Origin of the sequence: Pseudomonas flavescens (genome assembly GCF_013408425.1) — a bacterium.
Classification (GTDB): domain Bacteria; phylum Pseudomonadota; class Gammaproteobacteria; order Pseudomonadales; family Pseudomonadaceae; genus Aquipseudomonas; species Aquipseudomonas fulva_A.
Window position 1 is genome coordinate 5,828,336 of the sequence record NZ_JACBYV010000001.1, and the last position, 20,116, is coordinate 5,848,451.

Below are 20,116 nucleotides of genomic sequence, written 5' to 3' on the forward strand. Positions count from 1 at the left end.
ATTTCTTTCCTTCGGGTGCGTCAATTTGTGTCGCTGCTACTTTGGTAGAAGGCGCGCTCCAAGCGTTGAGCTTGTGATGACGCAGGGCTCTGGTTAGGCTGCACAGGTTTCCTGGCGGGCAGCCGATCTGCCGCCGTCTTCGCGATGCAATGGAGCATTGAACGCATGAATTTTGGTCCGTTGCGGCAGAGGCGTTTGTCAGACGACATCGTCGAGCGTCTCGAAGCGATGATCCTCGAGGGCACCCTGAAGGCCGGTGAGCGGCTGCCTGCAGAGCGCGTGCTCGCCGAGCAGTTCGGTGTCTCCCGCCCCTCACTGCGTGAAGCCATCCAGAAGCTCGCCACCAAAGGCTTGCTGAGTAGTCGGCAAGGTGGCGGCACCTACATTTGCGAGAACCTTGGATCGACCTTCAGTGATCCGCTCATGCACCTGCTGGAAAGCAATGCCGACGCTCAGCGCGACCTCCTCGAGTTCCGGCATACCCTGGAGGGCTCCTGCGCGTATTACGCGGCGTTGCGTGCTACCGATGTGGATCGCCAGCGGCTGAGTGGCGCGTTCGAACGTCTGCAGGATTGCTATGGGCGTGCTGGTGAAGTGACGCGTGCCGAGGAGGGGGCGGCCGACGCCAGCTTCCATCTGGCCATCGCAGAGGCCAGCCACAATGCCGTGCTGCTGCACACCATTCGGGGCCTGTTCGACCTGCTCAAGCGCAACGTGGTGACCAATATAGGCGGCATGTATGCCCTGCGCGGGGAAACCCGCGGCATGCTCAATGCCCAGCACCGGGCGCTTTACGAAGCGATCATCGAGGGGCGGGCCGAAGAGGCGCGAGCCCTTTCGAACCAGCATATCGATTACGTTCAGGAGGTCCTGGCCGACGTGCTGCAGCAGGAAGTCCGCGAGCAGCGCGCGCAGCGGCGCCAGGGGCTCTAGGGCGCATCATCCCCGGGGGGCGGTAGCGTTTCGCGCTCGTGGGGTTGGTGGCGCGAGGCGTCTAAGGCAAGTCGTCACTGTTATCCGGGCGCCATCTAACCCACCAGGCGATATCGGCCATGTGCCGGCAGGTGATGGGGCGTATAAAGCGGCGGATGGGTGGGGATGACCCACCCGGCAAGCCGTGCGGGTGGGTCGACAAGGCGGTACCGCAGCTCGGCGCTGCGCTTACTCGTCTTTGCCCTTGCTGCGCATGGCGCGCTGCACTTCGCGGTCGGCGTCGCGTTCTTTCTCGGTGTGGCGCTTGTCGAAATCCTTCTTGCCCTTGGCCAGGGCGATTTCGCACTTCACCAAGTGCTGCTTCCAGTACAGCGACAGGGCCACGCAGGTGTAGCCTTTCTGCTGAACCGAACCGAACAGCTTTTCCAGCTCGCGCTTGTTCAGCAGCAGCTTTCGCGTACGCGTCGGGTCGGCGATAACGTGGGTGCTGGCGGTTTTCAGCGGCGTGATGTGGCAGCCCATCAGCCAGGCTTCGTCGTCCTTGAGCAGCACGTAGCTGTCGACCAACTGGGCCTTGCCGGCGCGCAGACTTTTCACTTCCCAGCCGGCCAGAGCCAGGCCGGCCTCGAAGCGGGACTCGACGAAGTAGTCGTGCATCGCCTTCTTGTTCTGGGCGATGCTGCCTTGCGGATGTTTCGTTTGTTTAGCCATAGGCGGCGCATTATATGGAGTATGACGTCGGTGCGCCATTGATCCTCATGCTTCTCACGCTAAAAGTGCTGCGTCAGCAGTGCGCTTGAGCCCTCAGGATGAATCCTCGACAATATGTGCACTTCTCGTCTTGCGGTCGATGCTCGTCGGTATGCCGTATCGCCCTGTGGCAGCGCTGTAATGCGATGCCACCAACCGTGGAAACCTATTGTTATGAGCACTCACATTCAACGCTCGGCCTTGCTGCCCTATCCGGCGCAGGCGCTGTATGACCTGGTCAACGATGTCGCGCGCTACCCGGAGTTTCTGCCCTGGTGTGCATCGAGCGAAGTACTCGAGGTCAGTGATACGCACATGCGTGCCAGTCTGGAAGTGGCCAAGGCCGGGCTGAGCCAGCGTTTTACCACCCGCAATGTGCTGGTGCCAGGACAGTCCATCGAGCTGAATTTGGAAAGCGGGCCCTTCGAGCATTTCCATGGGCAGTGGGTATTCAAGGCGCTGGGCGAAAAGGCCTGCAAGATCAGTCTCGATCTGACCTTCGATTACGCAGGCCCGATCGTACGCGCGGCCCTCGGCCCGCTGTTCAATCAGGCGGCCAACACCATGGTCGACGCATTCTGTCAGCGTGCCAAGCAACTCCATGGCCAGTGATCGAGTGTCGGTGGAAGTTGTCTTCGCCGCGCCTGACAGGCAATTTCTTCTAACTCTGCAACTGCCAGCCGGCAGTACGGTGCGTCAGGCTGCCCTGCAGTCGGGCTTGCACGAGCATGTTGCCGATCTGGATCTGGCGGGTGCGCCCCTGGGGATATTTGGCAAGGCGGTGACGTCGCCCGAGACTCGCTTGCTGGAAGAGGGGGATCGCGTCGAGATCTATCGTCCGCTGCTCGCCGATCCCAAAGACGTACGCAAGCGTCGAGCAGCTCAGGCTGTCGAGCGGGCAAAACTGGCGCACGATCGTTACGGGCGTTGAGCTGGGCGAGCAGGCAGTGGATGCCGCAGTTTCGTTCGGGCAATAAAAAGCCCCGGCACTGGCCAGGGCTCTTTCATACGGGAGCACTTACTGTGGGGAGGTTTCCAGTGGCTCCGGCGTCGGTACCGGTACGGTTTCGACGTTATCCACATCACGCTGGATCTGTTCGAGCAGCGAGCCAGGGGCTGCAGGTTCATCCTGCTGCTCGGTCGGCGCAGTCTGCGGAGCGCCGTCACGGCCGAGGATCGCGTCATCACGGCTGACGCCTGGCATGAAGTCACCGGACAGGCCGACCAACTGGTCGTCGCCGTTGAACACCACGCTTACGCGCTCTTGCTGACGCTGGCTGCCGCCAGCCTGCATGCTGTACAGGTAATCCCAGCGGTTGGCGTGGAAGGTGTCGGTCAGCAGGGGATTGCCCATGATAAACCGCACTTGGCGTCGGGTCATTCCCGGCCTCAACTGGTCTATCATGTCCTGCGTGACGACATTGCCCTGTTGGATGTCGATTTTATAAACCCCGGGGAATGAGCAACCGGCGAGTGCGATGAGCCCCATGAACATGAGGCTGGTCAGCAGGAGTTTGGTTTTTTGCATCGGTGGGCGTCTTCCACTATCTTGGCTGGGCAACGTAAACCCCGATCATACCCGCAATAAGGGAAGCTGCGAAGCGCTTCCGCGAGAAAGCAGACCATGGTTGAAAATAGCGAACTCCGCAAAGCTGGCCTGAAAGTGACCCTGCCACGGGTCAAAATCCTGCAGATGCTCGACTCTGCCGAGCAGCGTCACATGAGTGCAGAGGATGTTTACAAGTCTCTGATGGACGCCGGTGAAGATGTCGGTCTGGCCACTGTTTACCGGGTTCTGACCCAGTTCGAAGCGGCCGGCCTGGTGGTACGCCACAACTTCGACGGCGGCCATGCCGTATTCGAATTGGCCGACGGTGGTCACCACGATCACATGGTGTGCGTGGATACCGGCGACGTGATCGAGTTCTTCGATGCCGAAATCGAAAAGCGTCAGAAAGAAATCGTTCGTGAGCACGGTTTCGAGCTGGTTGATCACAATCTGGTTCTGTACGTGCGCACCACTGGCGTTAAAAAGTAAGCACGACCCGTAGTGAAAAAGGCGACCCTGGGTCGCCTTTTTCATGCCTGTAATAAAGTGTTGCGAATACTAGCTCTGCGCGTTGCTGACCAGCTTGCGGGCGTGGGCCAGCGACTCTTCGGTAAGGTCGATGCCGCCGAGCATGCGGGCGATCTCTTCAACGCGTTGGGCGTCGCTCAGCTTGCTGACCGCGGTGCGGGTCGCGTTGTTGCCGCGCACCTTGTGTACGAACAGGTGTTGGTGGCCCTGGGCGGCGACCTGCGGCAGGTGGGTGACGGTAAGTACCTGGCCACGGTTGCCCAGACGGCGCAGCAGTTGACCCACGACTTCGGCGGTAGGTCCGCCGATACCGACGTCCACTTCATCGAATACCAGCGTCGGTACCCGTGAGGTCTGCGCGGTGATCACCTGGATTGCCAGGCTGATACGCGAAAGCTCGCCACCCGAGGCCACCTTGGCCAGTGCCTTGATCGGTTGGCCCGGGTTGGCACTGACCAGAAACTCCACCTGCTCGAGACCATTGGCGTTCGGTTCGCTGCTGATGTTTTCCTGCAGTTGAATGCTGAAGCGACCGCCGGGCATGCCCAGTGTCTGCATTTCCTTTTCCACCGCCTTGCTCAGTTTGCCTGCCGCTTTGTGTCGGCGGGCGCTCAGTTCGGCAGCCTTCTCCTGATAGTGTCGGCCATAGGAAGCCAGCTCCTCGCTCAGGCGCTCGGTGGCCTGGTCATCGGCATTCAGGCCTTCCAGCTCGTCGAACAACTGCTGCTGCATGGCGGGCAGTTCGCTGGGGTGAATGCGATGCTTGCGCGCCAGTGTATAGATGGTATCCAGGCGCTCTTCCAGTTGTTGCTGGCGCTGCGGGTCGGCCTCGAAATGGTCGAGAAAACGATTCAACTCACCCACCGCCTCTTCGACCTGAATCTGTGCGCTGGCGAGCAGGTTGGCGGCTTCGTTGAGCGCGCCCGGTTGGCCTTGCACGCCGCTGAGTCGGCTCAGGCTATTGGTCAGGGCGGACAGCACGTTGCCGGCATCGCTCTCGCTGCATTGCTCGATGACCTGGCGGCAGGCGGCGAGCAAGCCTTCGGCGTTGGTCAGGGCCTTGTGGTCCTGTTCGAGCTGCTCCAGCTCGTTGTCGCCTAGCCCAAGGTTCTCCAGCTCTTCCAGCTGATAACTGAGCAGTTGATGGCGCGCACGCTGTTCATCGCCCTGTGAGGCGAGGCGTTCGAGTTCGCTGCGTGTCTGCTTCCAGCGCTGTGCGGCCAGGTGCACCTGGCGGGCCAGCTCCTGGGCGTTGGCGTATTCGTCGAGCAGGCGGCGATGGGTGTCGGCCTTGAGCAGCGACTGGTGTTCATGCTGGCTGTGGATGTCGATCAGCAGCTCGCCCAGCGCCTTGAGGTCACCGAGCGGGCAGGGGGTGCCGTTGATGTAGCCCCGCGAGCGGCCTTCGGCAGTGATCACGCGGCGCAAGATGCAGGGGCCGTCGGTGTCCAGATCGCGCTCGGCGAGCCAGTCGTGGGCTTCGGGAATGTCGCCCAGGTCGAAGCTGGCGAGAATGTCGGCCTTGTCGGCACCTGGCCTCACTACGCCGCTGTCCGCGCGATCGCCCAGGGTCAGGCCGAGGGCGTCGAGCATGATCGATTTGCCAGCGCCGGTTTCGCCGCTGATGACGCTCATTCCGCGATCCAGTTCCAGATCGAGGTGTTCGACGATGGCGTAATTGTGTACGGACAGGTGCACCAACATGGCGTGGCCTCCCAGAATTTTGTCTGGTTATTTATACAGTGTTTTGTCTGTGAGTGGCAATCCTGTGTCCTCTGTCGTGCAGTGATGTGGTTGCGCCCCTTGAAACCCTACGAATCGTCCTTATATAGGCGGCAGACGCGCGAGTTGAGGCTCGTCGATTATTCAGAGGAGAAATGCATGGCTGACGAACAGAACCTGGATCCGCAGACTCCCGAGGCCGAAGCGAATGACGCTGCGCCGAGTGATGACCTGGCTGCTCGCGTGCAAACGCTCGAAGAGCAACTGGCGGCTGCGCAGGATCAGTCGCTGCGCATGGCTGCCGATCTGCAGAACGTGCGCCGCCGCGCTGAGCAGGATGTCGAGAAGGCGCACAAGTTCGCCCTCGAGAAATTCGCCAACGACCTGTTGCCGGTGGTCGATAGCCTGGAGCGTGGTCTCGAGCTGTCCAGTGCCGATGACGAATCGATCAAGGCGGTGCGCGAGGGCATGGAGCTGACGCTCAAGTTGCTGCTCGATACCCTCAAGCGTCATCAGTTGGAAGCCATTGACCCGCATGGTGCGCCGTTCAATCCTGAGCACCATCAGGCCATGGCCCTGCAAGAGAGCACCAACGTCGAGCCCAACAGCGTGCTCAAGGTGTTCCAGAAGGGCTACATGCTCAACGGTCGCCTGCTGCGTCCGGCCATGGTCGTGGTCAGCAAGGCACCGGCCGAGACACCGCCGTCCATCGACGAGCAGGCTTGAAATCGGCGGGCGAGCCCCCATTTATTAAGTCAAGCGTATTAGTGCTACCGCAGCGGTCACGACAGCGCTGCGGATATATCAAAGTTTCGGGAGAGTGAAATGGGCAAAATTATCGGTATCGACCTGGGGACCACCAACTCCTGCGTCTCCATTCTTGAAAACGGCAACGTCAAGGTCATCGAGAACGCCGAAGGCGCGCGTACCACGCCGTCGATCATCGCTTATGCCAACGATGGCGAGATCCTGGTCGGCCAGTCCGCCAAGCGTCAGGCCGTGACCAACCCGCACAACACCCTGTATGCGGTGAAGCGCCTGATCGGCCGTCGTTTCGACGAAGAAGTCGTACAGAAAGACATCCAGATGGTCCCGTACAAGATCGCCAAGGCGGACAACGGTGACGCCTGGGTCGAAGTCAATGGCCAGAAGATGGCACCGCCGCAGATCTCGGCTGAAATTCTCAAGAAGATGAAGAAGACCGCCGAAGACTATCTCGGCGAAGCGGTCACCGAAGCGGTCATCACCGTTCCGGCCTACTTCAACGACAGCCAGCGCCAGGCAACCAAGGATGCCGGCCGCATCGCCGGTCTGGACGTCAAACGCATCATCAACGAGCCTACCGCGGCTGCGCTGGCCTATGGCATGGACAAGGCCAAGGGCGACCACACCGTGATCGTCTATGACCTGGGCGGCGGTACCTTCGACGTCTCGGTGATCGAGATCGCAGAAGTCGACGGCGAGCACCAGTTCGAAGTACTGGCCACCAACGGTGACACCTTCCTCGGTGGTGAAGACTTCGACATCCGCCTGATCGACTACCTCGTCGACGAGTTCAAGAAAGAAACCGGCATGAACCTCAAGGGCGACCCGCTGGCCATGCAGCGCCTCAAGGAAGCCGCCGAGAAGGCCAAGATCGAGCTGTCCTCGAGCCAGCAGACCGACGTCAACCTGCCGTACATCACTGCAGACGCCACCGGTCCCAAGCACTTGAACGTGAAGATTTCCCGCGCCAAGCTGGAATCGCTGGTCGAAGATCTGGTACAGCGCACCATCGAGCCGTGCCGCATCGCCTTGAAAGACGCCGGCATCGACGTCGGTTCGATCAACGACGTGATCCTGGTCGGCGGTCAGACCCGCATGCCGCTGGTGCAGAAGCTGGTTACCGAGTTCTTCGGCAAGGAAGCGCGCAAGGACGTCAACCCGGACGAAGCCGTTGCCATGGGCGCTGCCATTCAGGGCGCGGTACTGGCTGGCGACGTCAAGGACGTGCTGCTGCTGGACGTTTCCCCGCTGACCCTGGGTATCGAAACCATGGGCGGTGTGATGACCGCGCTGATCGAGAAGAACACCACCATCCCGACCAAGAAGTCGCAGGTGTTCTCCACCGCCGACGACAACCAGAGCGCGGTGACCATTCACGTGCTGCAGGGTGAGCGCAAGCAGGCCGGTCAGAACAAGTCCCTGGGCAAGTTCGACCTGGCCGAGATTCCGCCAGCTCCGCGTGGCGTACCGCAGATCGAAGTGACCTTCGATATCGATGCCAACGGCATCCTGCACGTCGGTGCGAAAGACAAGGCGACCGGCAAGACCCAGTCCATCGTGATCAAGGCCAACTCGGGTCTGTCCGATGATGAAATCGAGCGCATGGTGCGTGACGCCGAGGCCAATGCCGAGGAAGACCGCAAGTTCGAAGAACTGGCCACCGCCCGTAACCAGGGCGACCAGCTGGTTCACGCCACACGCAAGATGCTCACCGAAGCGGGCGACAAGGCCACTGCGGATGAGAAAGCGGCCATCGAAACGGCCCTCGGCGAGCTGGAAGTTGCCGTCAAGGGTGACGACAAGGCGGCCATCGAAGCGAAGATGAATGCGCTGTCCGAGGCAACCACGCCACTGGCGCAGAAAATGTATGCCGAACAGCCGCAGCCAGGTGCTGCCGGTGCGGCGGCGGATGCCGGTGAAACCAAGGGCTCTGCGGACGACGTTGTCGACGCCGAGTTCGAGGAAGTCAAGGACAACAAGTAAGCCCCGGCTTGCCTGTGTTTGCGCCCTGCCGCACGACTGTGCGCCAGGGCGATCCGCCGCGCGGGGGCTTGCTCCCGCGTTGGCGTGTCTGGACGGTACGAATTTTGAGAGTGTTAGAAACCCATGTCTAAACGTGACTACTACGAAGTGCTCGGGGTCGAGCGCGGTGCCAGCGAGGCGGAGCTGAAGAAGGCCTACCGCCGCCTGGCGATGAAGCATCACCCCGATCGCAACCCCGGCGACAAGGCTGCCGAAGACGCCTTCAAGGAGGCCAACGAGGCCTATGAAGTGCTGTCCGATGCGGGCAAGCGCAGCGCTTACGATCAGTACGGTCATGCCGGTGTCGACCCACAAATGGGTGGCGGTGGCGGCTTTGGCGGTGGCAGCGCCAACTTCTCCGATATCTTCGGCGACGTGTTCAGCGATTTCTTCGGTGGCCAGCGTGGCGGTCAGCGCGGCGGTGCGCAGCGCGGCAGCGACCTGCGTTACACCCTGGAGCTGGATCTCGAAGAGGCAGTGCGTGGCACCACGGTGACCATTCGCGTGCCGACTCTGGTCAACTGCAAGGTGTGCGAAGGCTCCGGCGCCAAGAAGGGCACCACTCCGGTCACCTGCACCACGTGCGGAGGCATCGGTCAGGTGCGCATGCAGCAGGGTTTCTTCTCTGTGCAGCAGACCTGCCCGCGCTGCCACGGCAGCGGCAAGATGATCACCGACCCTTGTGGTTCCTGCCACGGTCATGGCCGTGTCGAAGAGCACAAGACGCTGTCGGTCAAGGTACCGGCTGGTGTCGATACCGGCGACCGCATTCGTCTGTCCGGCGAGGGCGAGGCGGGCACCATGGGTGGCCCGGCTGGCGATCTGTATGTGGTCGTCAACGTGCGTGAGCACGCGATCTTCCAGCGCGACGGCAAGCATCTGTACTGCGAAGTACCGATCAGCTTCGCCGATGCTGCGCTGGGCGGCGAGCTGGAAGTGCCGACCCTCGACGGTCGGGTCAAGCTGAAGATCCCGGAAGGCACGCAGACTGGCAAGCTGTTCCGCCTGCGTGGCAAGGGCGTGGCTCCGGTGCGCGGCGGCGGTGCTGGCGACCTGATGTGCAAGGTGGCGGTGGAAACACCGGTCAACCTGGATCGTCGTCAGCGCGAGCTGCTCGACGAGTTCCGTCAGTCCCTGGCGGGCAACAGCTCGCACTCGCCCAAGGCCAATGGCTGGTTCGAAGGCGTCAAGCGCTTCTTCGGCGATCTCTGAAACCAGCCGCACGCTGCAAGTCGGGCGACCAGAAATGGCGTGTCCGGCTCGTAGCTTGAGGCTCGCAGCGTGGAGCTGTTGTTATGCGAATTGCAGTCACAGGCGCCGCCGGGCGCATGGGCAAGAACCTGATCGAAGCCGTGCAGCAAGCCGAAGGTGTTAGCCTCGGCGCGGCGCTGGCACGTCCCGAAAGCACGCTGCTGGGCGCTGATGCCGGCGAGCTGGCCGCGGTCGGCAAGCTGGGTGTGGCCGTTGGCGGCGATCTGCGCGGTGTGCTCGATCAATTCGACGTGCTGATCGATTTCACTCACCCCTCAGTGACGCTGAAGAACCTGGAGCTCTGCCGGCAGGCAGGCAAGGCCATGGTCATCGGCACCACCGGTTTCAGTGCTGCTGAAAAGCAGTTGCTGGTCGAGGCGGGCAAGGATATTCCCATCGTCTTCGCCGCCAACTTCAGCGTGGGCGTCAACCTGTGCCTCAACTTGCTCGATACCGCTGCGCGGGTGCTGGGTGACGACGTGGACATCGAGGTCCTCGAGGCTCACCACCGCCACAAGGTCGATGCGCCGTCCGGTACTGCGCTGCGCATGGGGGAGGTCATCGCCAACGCATTGGGGCGTGATCTCGACAAGGTCGCGGTCTACGGGCGTGAAGGTCAGACTGGCGCTCGTGCCCGCGAAACCATCGGGTTCGCCACGGTGCGCGCCGGCGACGTGGTCGGCGATCACACCGTGCTGTTCGCTGCCGATGGCGAGCGTGTGGAAATCACTCACAAGGCTTCCAGTCGCATGACCTTCGCCAAGGGGGCCGTGCGGGCTGCTTCTTGGCTGCGCGGTCGTTCTGTCGGGCTGTACGATATGCAGGACGTGCTGGGTCTGAAGTGACCCGGATCGGGGTGCGCGTCGAGCCCCTTCGGCAAGCGCCAGGGTGGCTCGGGGCGCAGCGATGCGCCTTGTTGCCGGTTCCTTCAGCCCGCCGTGAATCGGATTTCAGGTTTTTGCCTCTCTATGCCTTTCGAAAAACCGGGTTTTCCTGTAAGCTTTTCGCTTTAGTGTGTCCACTAAAAGTTGCGCAGAATGAATCAATCAAAAAAGCGGGATGACCTTCACACGTCATCCCGCTTTTTTACAATCTGCGTTTGCTCCACGATCTACGGGAGGTCTTCTTGAGTAAGCCAGCCATACTCGCCCTTGCTGACGGCAGCATTTTTCGCGGCGAGGCCATCGGGGCCGACGGCCAGACTGTCGGGGAGGTGGTGTTCAACACCGCCATGACCGGCTATCAGGAAATTCTCACCGATCCGTCATACGCCCAACAAATCGTCACGCTGACCTATCCACATATCGGCAATACCGGCACCACGCCGGAAGACGCCGAGTCGGATCGCGTCTGGGCTGCCGGCCTGATCATTCGTGATCTGCCGCTGACCGCCAGCAACTGGCGCAACAAGCAGTCCCTGTCCGATTACCTCAAGGAAAACGGCACCGTCGCCATCGCCGGTATCGACACTCGCCGCCTGACCCGCATCCTGCGCGAGAAAGGTTCGCAGAACGGCTGCATCCTGGTAGGCGCTGACGCCACCGAGGAAAAGGCTCTGGAACTGGCGCGTGGCTTCCCGGGCCTCAAGGGTATGGACCTGGCCAAGGAGGTCAGCTGCAGCGAGCGCTACGAGTGGCGCTCCAGCGTCTGGAACCTGAAGGATGACAGCCATCCCGAGATTGCCGCCAGCGAGCTGCCTTATCACGTCGTCGCCTACGATTACGGCGTCAAGCTGAACATCCTGCGCATGCTGGTCGCTCGTGGCTGCCGCCTTACCGTGGTGCCGGCGCAAACCCCTGCCAAGGATGTACTGGCGCTCAATCCCGATGGGGTGTTCCTGTCCAACGGCCCGGGCGATCCCGAGCCCTGCGATTACGCCATCCAGGCGATCAAGGACGTGCTCGAGACCGATATTCCGGTATTCGGCATCTGCCTTGGCCACCAATTGCTGGCGCTGGCCTCCGGTGCCAAGACCCTGAAAATGGGCCACGGCCACCATGGTGCCAACCACCCGGTGCAGGATCTGGACACTGGCGTGGTGATGATCACCAGCCAGAACCACGGTTTTGCCGTGGATGAGAACAGCCTGCCGAGCAATCTGCGCCCGATCCACAAGTCGCTGTTCGACGGCACCCTGCAAGGCATCGAGCGTACCGACAAGGACGCCTTCAGCTTCCAGGGTCACCCCGAGGCCAGCCCGGGTCCCAACGATGTCGCCCCACTGTTCGACCGCTTCATCGAAGCCATGGCCAAGCGCAAATAGACGAGTCGTCTGGAAAGCGTAGCGAGCGCTGTCTGGGCAAGGCCCCCGGCACGCAACGACGAGACAGTACATGTGTCAGTACGGCGAGCAAGTGAGTACCGCGCAACGCAGCCCAGATAGCGCGCAGTAGCTTTCAAGATGACTCGCCGACTGACCTAAGGATTCGAGAGAGAACATGCCAAAACGTACAGACATCAAAAGTATCCTGATCCTCGGTGCCGGCCCCATCGTCATCGGCCAGGCGTGCGAATTCGACTATTCCGGCGCCCAGGCCTGCAAGGCCCTGCGCGAGGAAGGTTTCCGCGTCATTCTGGTGAACTCCAACCCGGCCACCATCATGACCGACCCGTCGATGGCCGACGCCACCTACATCGAGCCGATCAAATGGGCCACCGTGGCCAAGATCATCGAGAAGGAGCGTCCTGACGCGCTGCTGCCGACCATGGGTGGCCAGACCGCGCTGAACTGCGCCCTGGACCTCGAGCGTCATGGCGTGCTGGAAAAATTCGGCGTCGAGATGATCGGTGCCAATGCCGACACCATCGACAAGGCCGAAGACCGTTCGCGGTTCGACAAGGCGATGAAAGACATCGGCCTTGCCTGCCCGGTTTCGGGCATCGCCCACAGCATGGAAGAAGCCTACGGCGTGCTCGAGAAGGTCGGCTTCCCGTGCATCATCCGTCCGTCCTTCACCATGGGCGGTACCGGTGGTGGCATCGCCTACAACCGTGAAGAATTCGAGGAAATCTGCGCCCGTGGTCTGGACCTGTCGCCGACCCGTGAGCTGCTGATCGACGAATCGCTGATCGGCTGGAAGGAATACGAGATGGAGGTGGTCCGCGACAAGAAGGACAACTGCATCATCGTCTGCGCCATCGAAAACTTCGATCCGATGGGCGTGCACACCGGTGACTCGATCACCGTCGCACCGGCCCAGACCCTGACCGACAAGGAATACCAGATCCTGCGTAACGCCTCTCTGGCGGTGCTGCGCGAGATCGGTGTGGAAACCGGCGGCTCCAACGTGCAGTTCGGCATCTGCCCGGATACCGGTCGTATGGTGGTCATCGAGATGAACCCGCGTGTGTCGCGTTCCTCGGCACTGGCCTCCAAGGCGACCGGTTTCCCCATCGCCAAGATCGCCGCCAAGCTGGCGGTGGGTTACACCCTCGACGAGCTGTCCAACGACATCACCGGTGGTCGTACCCCGGCGTCGTTCGAGCCGGCCATCGATTACGTGGTCACCAAGATCCCGCGCTTCGCCTTCGAGAAATTCCCCAAGGCCGACGCCCGCCTGACCACCCAGATGAAATCCGTCGGTGAAGTCATGGCCATCGGCCGTACCTTCCAGGAATCCCTGCAGAAAGCGCTGCGTGGCCTGGAAGTTGGCGTGTCCGGTTTCGATCCCAAGCTCGACCCGGCCGATCCCGAAGCTGAAAGCACCCTCAAGCGCGAGCTGATCGTGCCGGGCGCGGACCGCATCTGGTACGTCGGCGACGCTTTCCGTGCCGGCAAGACGGTCGAAGAAGTGTTCGAGCTGACGCGCATCGACGAGTGGTTCCTGGTGCAGATCGAAGATCTCATCAAGGACGAGCAGCGCATCCAGACCCTGGGCCTGTCCAGCATCGACCGTGACCTGATGTTCAGCCTCAAGCGCAAGGGCTTCTCCGATGCGCGCCTGGCGGCGTTGCTCGGTGTCACCGAGAAGAACCTGCGCAGCCATCGCCACAAGCTCAAGGTGCTGCCGGTCTACAAGCGTGTGGACACCTGCGCTGCCGAGTTCGCGACCGATACCGCCTACATGTATTCGACCTACGAGGAAGAGTGCGAAGCCAATCCGAGCAGCCGCGACAAGATCATGATCCTCGGCGGCGGCCCGAACCGCATCGGCCAGGGTATCGAGTTCGACTACTGCTGCGTGCACGCCGCGCTGGCCATGCGTGAAGACGGTTACGAGACCATCATGGTCAACTGCAACCCGGAAACCGTCTCCACCGACTACGACACATCCGATCGGCTGTACTTCGAGCCAGTGACCCTGGAAGACGTACTGGAAATTGTCCGCGTCGAGCAGCCCAAGGGTGTGATCGTCCAGTACGGCGGTCAGACGCCGTTGAAACTGTGCCGCGCCCTGGAAGAAGCTGGCGTGCCGATTATCGGCACCAGCCCGGACGCTATCGACCGCGCCGAAGACCGTGAGCGTTTCCAGCAGATGGTGCAGCGCCTCGGCCTGCGTCAGCCTGCCAACGCCACCGCCCGTAGCGAAGAAGAGGCGCTGACGCTGTCCAAGAACATCGGTTACCCGATGGTGGTCCGCCCATCCTATGTACTTGGTGGCCGGGCGATGGAAATCGTCTACCAGGAAGAAGAGCTCAAGCGCTATATGCGCGAGGCGGTGAAGGTCTCCAACGACAGCCCGGTTCTGCTCGACCGCTTCCTCAACTGCGCTATCGAAGTCGATATCGATGCGGTGTGCGATGGTGAGCAGGTCGTCATCGGCGCCATCATGCAGCACATCGAACAAGCGGGTGTGCACTCCGGTGACTCCGCCTGTTCGCTGCCACCTTACTCGCTGCCAGCACACATCCAGGACGAGATCCGCGACCAGGTCAAGAAAATGGCCCTGGAGCTCGGCGTCGTCGGCCTGATGAACGTGCAGATGGCCGTGCAGGGTGAAGACATCTACGTGATCGAGGTCAACCCGCGCGCGTCGCGTACCGTGCCGTTCGTGTCCAAGTGCATCGGCGAGTCGCTGGCCAAGGTGGCGGCGCGCGTGATGGCTGGCAAGACGCTGGCGGAAATCGGCTTCACCGAAGAAATCATCCCGCCGTTCTTCAGCGTCAAGGAAGCGGTATTCCCGTTCAACAAGTTCCCGGGCGTTGACCCGATTCTCGGCCCGGAGATGAAGTCCACTGGCGAAGTGATGGGCGTCGGCGACACGTTCGGTGAGGCCTTCGCCAAGGCGCAGCTGGGCGCTAGCGAGATTCTGCCGAACTCCGGCTGTGCGTTCATCAGCGTGCGTGATGATGACAAGCCGCTGGCCGAGCAGGTCGCCCGCGATCTGATCAGCCTGGGCTTCGAAGTCGTCGCCACCTCCGGTACCGCCAAGGTGATCGAGGCTGCCGGTTTGCCGGTACGTCGCGTGAACAAAGTGACCGAAGGCCGTCCGCACGTGGTCGACATGATCAAGAATGACGAGGTCACCCTCATCATCAATACCACCGAAGGTCGTCAGTCCATCGCGGACTCCTACTCCATCCGTCGTAACGCTCTGCAGCACAAGATCGCCTGCACCACCACCATTGCGGCTGGTCAGGCGATTTGCGAGGCGCTGAAGTTCGGCCCTGAAAAGACCGTACGTCGTTTGCAAGACCTGCACGCAGGAATCAAGGCATGAACAAGTACCCCATGACCGTGGAGGGCGCTCGCGCCCTCGAGGAAGAGCTGGCCCACCTGACCAAGGTAGTCCGGCCCAAGCTCAGTCAGGACATCGGCGAAGCACGCGAGCTGGGTGACCTGAAGGAAAACGCCGAGTACCACGCTGCACGCGAGCAGCAGGGCATGGTCGAAGCGCGCGTTCGCGATATCGAAGGCCGTCTGCAGAACGCGGTGGTGATCGATGTGACCACCATCGCCCATACCGGCAAGGTGATCTTCGGTACTACCGTGGAAATCGCCAACGTCGAGACCGATGAAAGCGTGTCCTACCGGATCGTCGGTGAAGACGAAGCCGACATCAAGCAGGGCAAGATTTCCGTCGGTTCGCCCATTGCCCGTGCCCTGATCGGCAAGGAAGAGGGTGACGTGGTGGCGGTGAGCACCCCTAGCGGTCTGATCGAGTACGAGATTGTCGAAGTTCGTCACATCTGACCTGGCGCCGTCCGACATGGCTGCAGGTATCTGGATGCTGCTGCAAACCCTTTGGGTGGGCGGCATCTGGATACTGCACTTCATGGTGGTGCCGGGGCTGTACAGCGTGGGGCTGGCGTCGCTGCTGATCGAAGAGATCGCTGGCGTGCTGATGCCGCAGATGGTGCTCATCACCCTGGTCTGCGTGCTCGTTCAGGCTGGTCTGCTCGTTAGGCTGCGTCGCCTTTCGTCGCTTTGGGGCGAGCGCCGCGGGCAATTTCTGCTCGCGGTGCTGGCAATCGCTTCGGCCTTGCTGGCTTCGCTCGTGCTCTGGCCAGATGCCATTCGCTGGCAGCTGTTCAGCTACTTGCTGCTGGCGTTCTTCGGCCTGCTGCTGGTGCTGCAGCCCGTGCCGCGAACGGTCGCGAAAGCCGACCCGGCGGTCGGCTGATCTGCTGATTCAGCCCTGAAAGCGGCTGATGTTGGACAGGTTGCGATTGGCCTTGGGGTTCTTGCGGTAGATCAGCGCCATTTTTCCGATTACCTGCGCCAGGTCGGCCTTGCTGGCCTTGCACAGCTCATCGATCACCGCCAGGCGGCTTTCGCGCTCGGTGATGCGCAGCTGAATCTTGATCAGTTCATGATCGTTCAGGGCGCGCTCCAGCTCTGCCAATACGCCTTCGGTAACACCGTTATCGGCAACGATCAATACCGGTTTCAGGTGGTGGCCGATAGATTTGAACTGTTTCTTCTGCTCTTGAGTGAGCGGCATAATCTGAACCCTGCGTCTTAATCTGGGGAAAGCGGGCTATTTTAACCGAGCCGCTTGAAGACCGCCCAGTTATTCATTCTGTTCTTCCGAGGTGTTGTGTGGCCCGTTCCAAGACCAGCCAGCGTTGGCTGAAAGAGCATTTCGACGATCCCTACGTCAAAATGGCGCAAAGGGACGGCTACCGTTCACGTGCCAGCTACAAGCTGCTGGAGGTGCAGGAGAAGGATCGCATCCTGCGCCCGGGAATCACCGTGGTCGACCTCGGTGCGGCCCCGGGCGGCTGGTCTCAGGTCACCAGTCGGGTGATCGGCGACAAGGGGCGGCTGATCGCCTCGGACATCCTGGAAATGGACAGCATCCCGGATGTCACCTTCATTCAGGGCGACTTTACCGACGATGCGGTGTTCGCACGCATCCTCGAGGCTATCGACAATCATCCCGTAGACCTTGTGATTTCCGATATGGCCCCCAATATGAGTGGAGTCAGGGAATCGGATCAGCCGCGCGCCATGTACCTGTGCGAGCTGGCGCTGGATCTGGCTACCCGAGTGCTGCGCCCCGGTGGTGATTATCTGATCAAGATTTTCCAGGGCGAAGGTTTCGACGAGTACCACAGGCAGGTTCGTGGTCTGTTCGAGAAGGTGCAGATGCGCAAGCCGCTGTCATCGCGCGGGCGCTCCCGCGAGCAGTACATGCTGGCGCGTGGATTCAAAGGGCAGCGCGAAGAGTAAAACCAAAGGCCTGGTTGTCAGTCCAAGCCGATACGCGCATCGTAACGGGCAGATATCTCATAAAGGGTTACAGACGGTGTCAGCCACGAGCGAGCGTTTGTAGTAAGTTAGATCGGTATATAACTGGTCGTCATGCGAAGCACGCTTCGGCAAGGGGCCTGCTTCAGAGGGTAGCTAATTGAACGACATGGCAAAGAATCTGATCCTGTGGCTGATCATCGCCGCCGTCCTGGTTACGGTGATGAACAATTTCTCCAGCCCGAGCGAGACGAACAAGCTCAATTACTCGGAGTTCATCCAGCAGGTTCAGGATGGTGGGGTCAAGCGCGTAACCGTCGATGGCTACATCATCAGCGGCATGCGTTCCGACGGCACGTCGTTCGAAACCGTGCGCCCGGCGATCCAGGACAATGGCCTGATCAAGGATCTGATGGACAACAACGTCGAGATCGTTGGCAAGCAGCCTGAACAGCAGAGCATCTGGACCCAGTTGCTGGTCGCCAGCTTCCCGATTCTGGTGATCATCGCGGTGTTCATGTTCTTCATGCGCCAGATGCAGGGCGGTGCAGGCGGCAAGGGCGGGCCGATGAGTTTCGGCAAGAGCAAGGCGCGCCTGCTCTCCGAAGACCAGGTCAAGACCACCTTCGCCGACGTCGCGGGCTGCGACGAGGCCAAGGAAGAAGTCAGCGAGCTGGTCGAGTTCCTGCGTGATCCGGGCAAGTTCCAGCGCCTCGGCGGCCGTATCCCTCGCGGCGTGCTGATGGTCGGCTCCCCGGGTACCGGTAAGACCCTGCTGGCCAAGGCCGTTGCCGGCGAAGCCAAGGTGCCGTTCTTCACCATTTCCGGTTCCGACTTCGTGGAAATGTTCGTGGGTGTCGGCGCCTCCCGTGTGCGTGACATGTTCGAGCAAGCCAAGAAACACGCGCCCTGCATCATCTTCATCGACGAGATCGACGCCGTTGGTCGCCATCGTGGCGCCGGCATGGGTGGTGGTCACGACGAGCGCGAGCAGACCCTCAACCAGTTGCTGGTAGAGATGGACGGCTTCGAAATGAACGATGGCATCATCGTCATCGCCGCGACCAACCGTCCGGACGTGCTCGATCCTGCGCTGCTGCGCCCGGGCCGCTTCGACCGTCAGGTGGTCGTCGGTCTGCCGGACATCCGTGGTCGTGAGCAGATCCTCAACGTGCACATGCGCAAGGTGCCGATGGGCGAAGACGTCAAGGCTGCGGTCATTGCCCGTGGTACGCCTGGCTTCTCCGGTGCCGATCTGGCCAACCTGGTCAACGAGGCATCGCTGTTCGCCGCTCGCTCCGGCAAGCGCGTCGTCGAGATGAAAGAGTTCGAACTGGCCAAAGACAAGATCATGATGGGCGCCGAGCGCAAGACCATGGTCATGTCGGACAAGGAGAAGCTCAACACGGCGTTCCACGAGGCGGGTCACGCCATCGTCGGTCGTCTGGTGCCCGAGCATGACCCGGTTTACAAAGTGTCGATCATTCCCCGTGGCCGCGCCCTGGGCGTGACCATGTTCCTGCCGGAAGAGGATCGCTACAGCCTTTCCAAGCGCGCGCTGATCAGCCAGATCTGCTCGCTGTACGGCGGCCGTATCGCGGAAGAAATGACCTTGGGCTTCGACGGTGTAACCACTGGCGCGTCCAACGACATCATGCGCGCCAGCCAGATCGCCCGGAACATGGTCACCAAGTGGGGCCTGTCCGAGAAGCTCGGCCCGCTGCTGTATGCCGAGGAAGAGGGTGAAGTGTTCCTGGGCCGTGGTGGCAGCGGTCAGAGCAGCAACATCTCTGGCGAAACTGCCAAGCTCATCGATCTCGAGGTGCGCAGCATCATCGACCATTGCTACGACACGGCCAAGCGCCTGCTCGAAGAGAATCGCGACAAGCTCGACGCCATGGCCGAAGCACTGATGAAGTACGAGACCATCGATGCCGATCAGATCGACGACATCATGAGCGGTCGCACGCCGCGCGAGCCACGTGACTGGACGGGTGGCGGTAACGATACCGGTACGCCGATAGCCAAGTCGGATGAGGCTGATCGTCCCGAAAAACCAATCGGCGGTCCTGCTGCCGAGCTGTAAGGCTTTTCATGTCCCATGCAATACCCCGGAACCGGCTGCCTTGTGGCAGCCGGTTTCTTGATTTGACCCGTCCCCAAGTGATGGGGATCCTCAACGTAACCCCCGATTCGTTCTCCGACGGTGGCCGCTTCGCCATGCGCGACGCGGCGTTGCGCCATGCCGAAAGCATGGTGCTGGCCGGGGCGACGCTGATCGATGTTGGCGGTGAGTCCACTCGGCCGGGCGCCGATCCCGTGCCCGTGGAGCAGGAGCTCGCGCGCGTGGCACCCATGGTGGAAGCCATTGCCGCTGAGCTGGACGTGATCGTCTCCGTCGATACCTCGACGCCGGAAGTCATTCGCGAGTCGGCCAGGCTGGGTGCCGGACTGATCAACGACGTGCGCTCGCTACAGCGTGACGGTGCGCTTAAGGCGGCTGCTGACAGTGGCCTGCCGGTTTGCCTGATGCACATGCGTGGCGAACCCACGACCATGCAGCAGAGCCCGCAGTACGAGGATGTGCTGGATGCCGTGGCGGACTTTCTGCGCGAGCGGCTGGCCGTCTGCGAAGCGGCGGGCATACCTTCGCAGCGCATCGTTCTGGATCCGGGTTTCGGTTTTGCCAAGACCCTCGAGCACAACCTCAGCCTGTTCCGCCGTATGCCGGCGTTGCAGGCTTTTGGTCTGCCGCTACTGGTAGGCGTTTCACGCAAGAGTATGATTGGCGCTGTGTTGGGCCGCGAGGTCGACGGGCGCCTGTATGGCAGTCTGGCGCTGGCGGCGTTGGCCGTTGCCAAGGGTGCGAGCATTTTACGCGTTCACGATGTGGCGGAAACCGTCGATGTGGTGCGCATGGTCGCCGCAGTCGAAGCGGCGCAGTAATCAGAAAAAGGGAGTTG

The 20,116-nt window shown here is 61.4% G+C and carries 19 protein-coding genes; 15 read left to right on the plus strand and 4 right to left on the minus strand.

The genetic code is table 11. The features are described 5' to 3' along the window. Positions 1 to 165: 165 nt before the first annotated feature. Complete coding sequence (locus FHR27_RS26010; protein WP_042554875.1) at positions 166 to 933, plus strand: GntR family transcriptional regulator; 768 nt, start codon at positions 166 to 168, stop codon at positions 931 to 933. 228 nt (positions 934 to 1,161) lie between these two features. Here FHR27_RS26010 and smpB read toward each other — a convergent pair whose 3' ends face one another. Continuing rightward, positions 1,162 to 1,644 carry an SsrA-binding protein SmpB gene (smpB, locus tag FHR27_RS26015; protein WP_042554876.1) on the minus strand — a complete coding sequence of 161 codons (483 nt, stop codon included), beginning with the start codon at positions 1,642 to 1,644 and terminating at the stop codon, positions 1,162 to 1,164. A gap of 213 nt (positions 1,645 to 1,857) precedes the next feature. On the opposite strand from smpB, the gene FHR27_RS26020 reads away from it, so the two are divergent. Together FHR27_RS26020 and FHR27_RS26025 are read left to right on the plus strand one after the other, a co-directional pair. Then, positions 1,858 to 2,295 carry a type II toxin-antitoxin system RatA family toxin gene (locus FHR27_RS26020; protein WP_042554877.1) on the plus strand — a complete coding sequence of 146 codons (438 nt, stop codon included), beginning with the start codon at positions 1,858 to 1,860 and terminating at the stop codon, positions 2,293 to 2,295. Continuing rightward, a complete protein-coding gene (locus FHR27_RS26025) occupies positions 2,285 to 2,614 on the plus strand; it encodes an RnfH family protein (protein ID WP_042554878.1) in 330 nt (109 codons plus the stop codon). The genes FHR27_RS26020 and FHR27_RS26025 overlap by 11 nt, the downstream gene beginning before the upstream one ends. 87 nt (positions 2,615 to 2,701) lie before the next feature. On the opposite strand, the gene FHR27_RS26030 is transcribed toward FHR27_RS26025, so the two are convergent. Further along, a complete protein-coding gene (locus tag FHR27_RS26030; protein ID WP_042554879.1) occupies positions 2,702 to 3,211 on the minus strand; it encodes an outer membrane protein assembly factor BamE in 510 nt (169 codons plus the stop codon). Positions 3,212 to 3,307: 96 nt separating this feature from the next. Between FHR27_RS26030 and fur the strand changes: the two genes are divergently transcribed. After that, a complete protein-coding gene (gene fur, locus FHR27_RS26035) occupies positions 3,308 to 3,721 on the plus strand; it encodes a ferric iron uptake transcriptional regulator (RefSeq protein ID WP_042554880.1) in 414 nt (137 codons plus the stop codon). A gap of 69 nt (positions 3,722 to 3,790) precedes the next feature. Here the strand turns inward: fur and recN are convergent, their stop codons facing one another. Further along, positions 3,791 to 5,464 (minus strand): DNA repair protein RecN, encoded by a 1,674-nt coding sequence (gene recN / locus FHR27_RS26040; protein ID WP_042554881.1) that lies wholly within the window; start codon positions 5,462 to 5,464, stop codon positions 3,791 to 3,793. Positions 5,465 to 5,641: 177 nt separating this feature from the next. Between recN and grpE the strand changes: the two genes are divergently transcribed. From grpE to FHR27_RS26080, 8 genes are all read left to right on the plus strand, one after another. Further along, positions 5,642 to 6,208, plus strand: coding sequence for a nucleotide exchange factor GrpE (gene grpE / locus FHR27_RS26045; RefSeq protein ID WP_179539950.1), 567 nt, complete (start codon positions 5,642 to 5,644; stop codon positions 6,206 to 6,208). 99 nt (positions 6,209 to 6,307) lie between these two features. Beyond that, positions 6,308 to 8,230 (plus strand): molecular chaperone DnaK, encoded by a 1,923-nt coding sequence (gene dnaK, locus FHR27_RS26050; protein WP_042554883.1) that lies wholly within the window; start codon positions 6,308 to 6,310, stop codon positions 8,228 to 8,230. A 123-nt stretch (positions 8,231 to 8,353) separates the two neighbouring features. Next, a complete protein-coding gene (dnaJ, locus tag FHR27_RS26055; protein WP_042554884.1) occupies positions 8,354 to 9,481 on the plus strand; it encodes a molecular chaperone DnaJ in 1,128 nt (375 codons plus the stop codon). A gap of 83 nt (positions 9,482 to 9,564) precedes the next feature. After that, the gene (dapB, locus tag FHR27_RS26060; protein WP_042554885.1) at positions 9,565 to 10,365 is read left to right on the plus strand and encodes a 4-hydroxy-tetrahydrodipicolinate reductase; all 801 of its coding nucleotides are present in this window, start codon (positions 9,565 to 9,567) and stop codon (positions 10,363 to 10,365) included. Between the two features lie 281 nt (positions 10,366 to 10,646). Further along, positions 10,647 to 11,783: a glutamine-hydrolyzing carbamoyl-phosphate synthase small subunit gene (carA, locus tag FHR27_RS26065; protein ID WP_179539951.1), complete on the plus strand. Its 1,137-nt coding sequence runs from the start codon at positions 10,647 to 10,649 to the stop codon at positions 11,781 to 11,783. Positions 11,784 to 11,958: 175 nt separating this feature from the next. Next, the gene (gene carB, locus FHR27_RS26070) at positions 11,959 to 15,180 is read left to right on the plus strand and encodes a carbamoyl-phosphate synthase large subunit (RefSeq protein WP_042554887.1); all 3,222 of its coding nucleotides are present in this window, start codon (positions 11,959 to 11,961) and stop codon (positions 15,178 to 15,180) included. Beyond that, positions 15,177 to 15,653, plus strand: a complete 477-nt coding sequence (gene greA / locus FHR27_RS26075) for a transcription elongation factor GreA (RefSeq protein WP_042554888.1) — start codon at positions 15,177 to 15,179, stop codon at positions 15,651 to 15,653. Before carB ends, greA begins: the two co-directional genes overlap by 4 nt. Positions 15,654 to 15,669: 16 nt before the next feature. After that, the gene (locus FHR27_RS26080; RefSeq protein ID WP_042554889.1) at positions 15,670 to 16,083 is read left to right on the plus strand and encodes a DUF4149 domain-containing protein; all 414 of its coding nucleotides are present in this window, start codon (positions 15,670 to 15,672) and stop codon (positions 16,081 to 16,083) included. Positions 16,084 to 16,092: 9 nt separating this feature from the next. Here FHR27_RS26080 and yhbY read toward each other — a convergent pair whose 3' ends face one another. After that, entirely contained in the window at positions 16,093 to 16,404 is a 312-nt protein-coding gene (gene yhbY, locus FHR27_RS26085) for a ribosome assembly RNA-binding protein YhbY (protein ID WP_042554890.1), read from the minus strand. Between the two features lie 98 nt (positions 16,405 to 16,502). On the opposite strand from yhbY, the gene rlmE reads away from it, so the two are divergent. The 3 genes from rlmE (at position 16,503) to folP (ending at position 20,099) form a co-directional block, all read left to right on the plus strand. Then, positions 16,503 to 17,135 (plus strand): 23S rRNA (uridine(2552)-2'-O)-methyltransferase RlmE, encoded by a 633-nt coding sequence (rlmE, locus tag FHR27_RS26090; RefSeq protein ID WP_042554891.1) that lies wholly within the window; start codon positions 16,503 to 16,505, stop codon positions 17,133 to 17,135. Positions 17,136 to 17,322: 187 nt separating this feature from the next. Further along, positions 17,323 to 19,239 carry an ATP-dependent zinc metalloprotease FtsH gene (gene ftsH, locus FHR27_RS26095; RefSeq protein ID WP_042554892.1) on the plus strand — a complete coding sequence of 639 codons (1,917 nt, stop codon included), beginning with the start codon at positions 17,323 to 17,325 and terminating at the stop codon, positions 19,237 to 19,239. Between the two features lie 8 nt (positions 19,240 to 19,247). Next, the gene (folP, locus tag FHR27_RS26100; protein ID WP_179539952.1) at positions 19,248 to 20,099 is read left to right on the plus strand and encodes a dihydropteroate synthase; all 852 of its coding nucleotides are present in this window, start codon (positions 19,248 to 19,250) and stop codon (positions 20,097 to 20,099) included. Positions 20,100 to 20,116 lie beyond the last annotated feature (17 nt).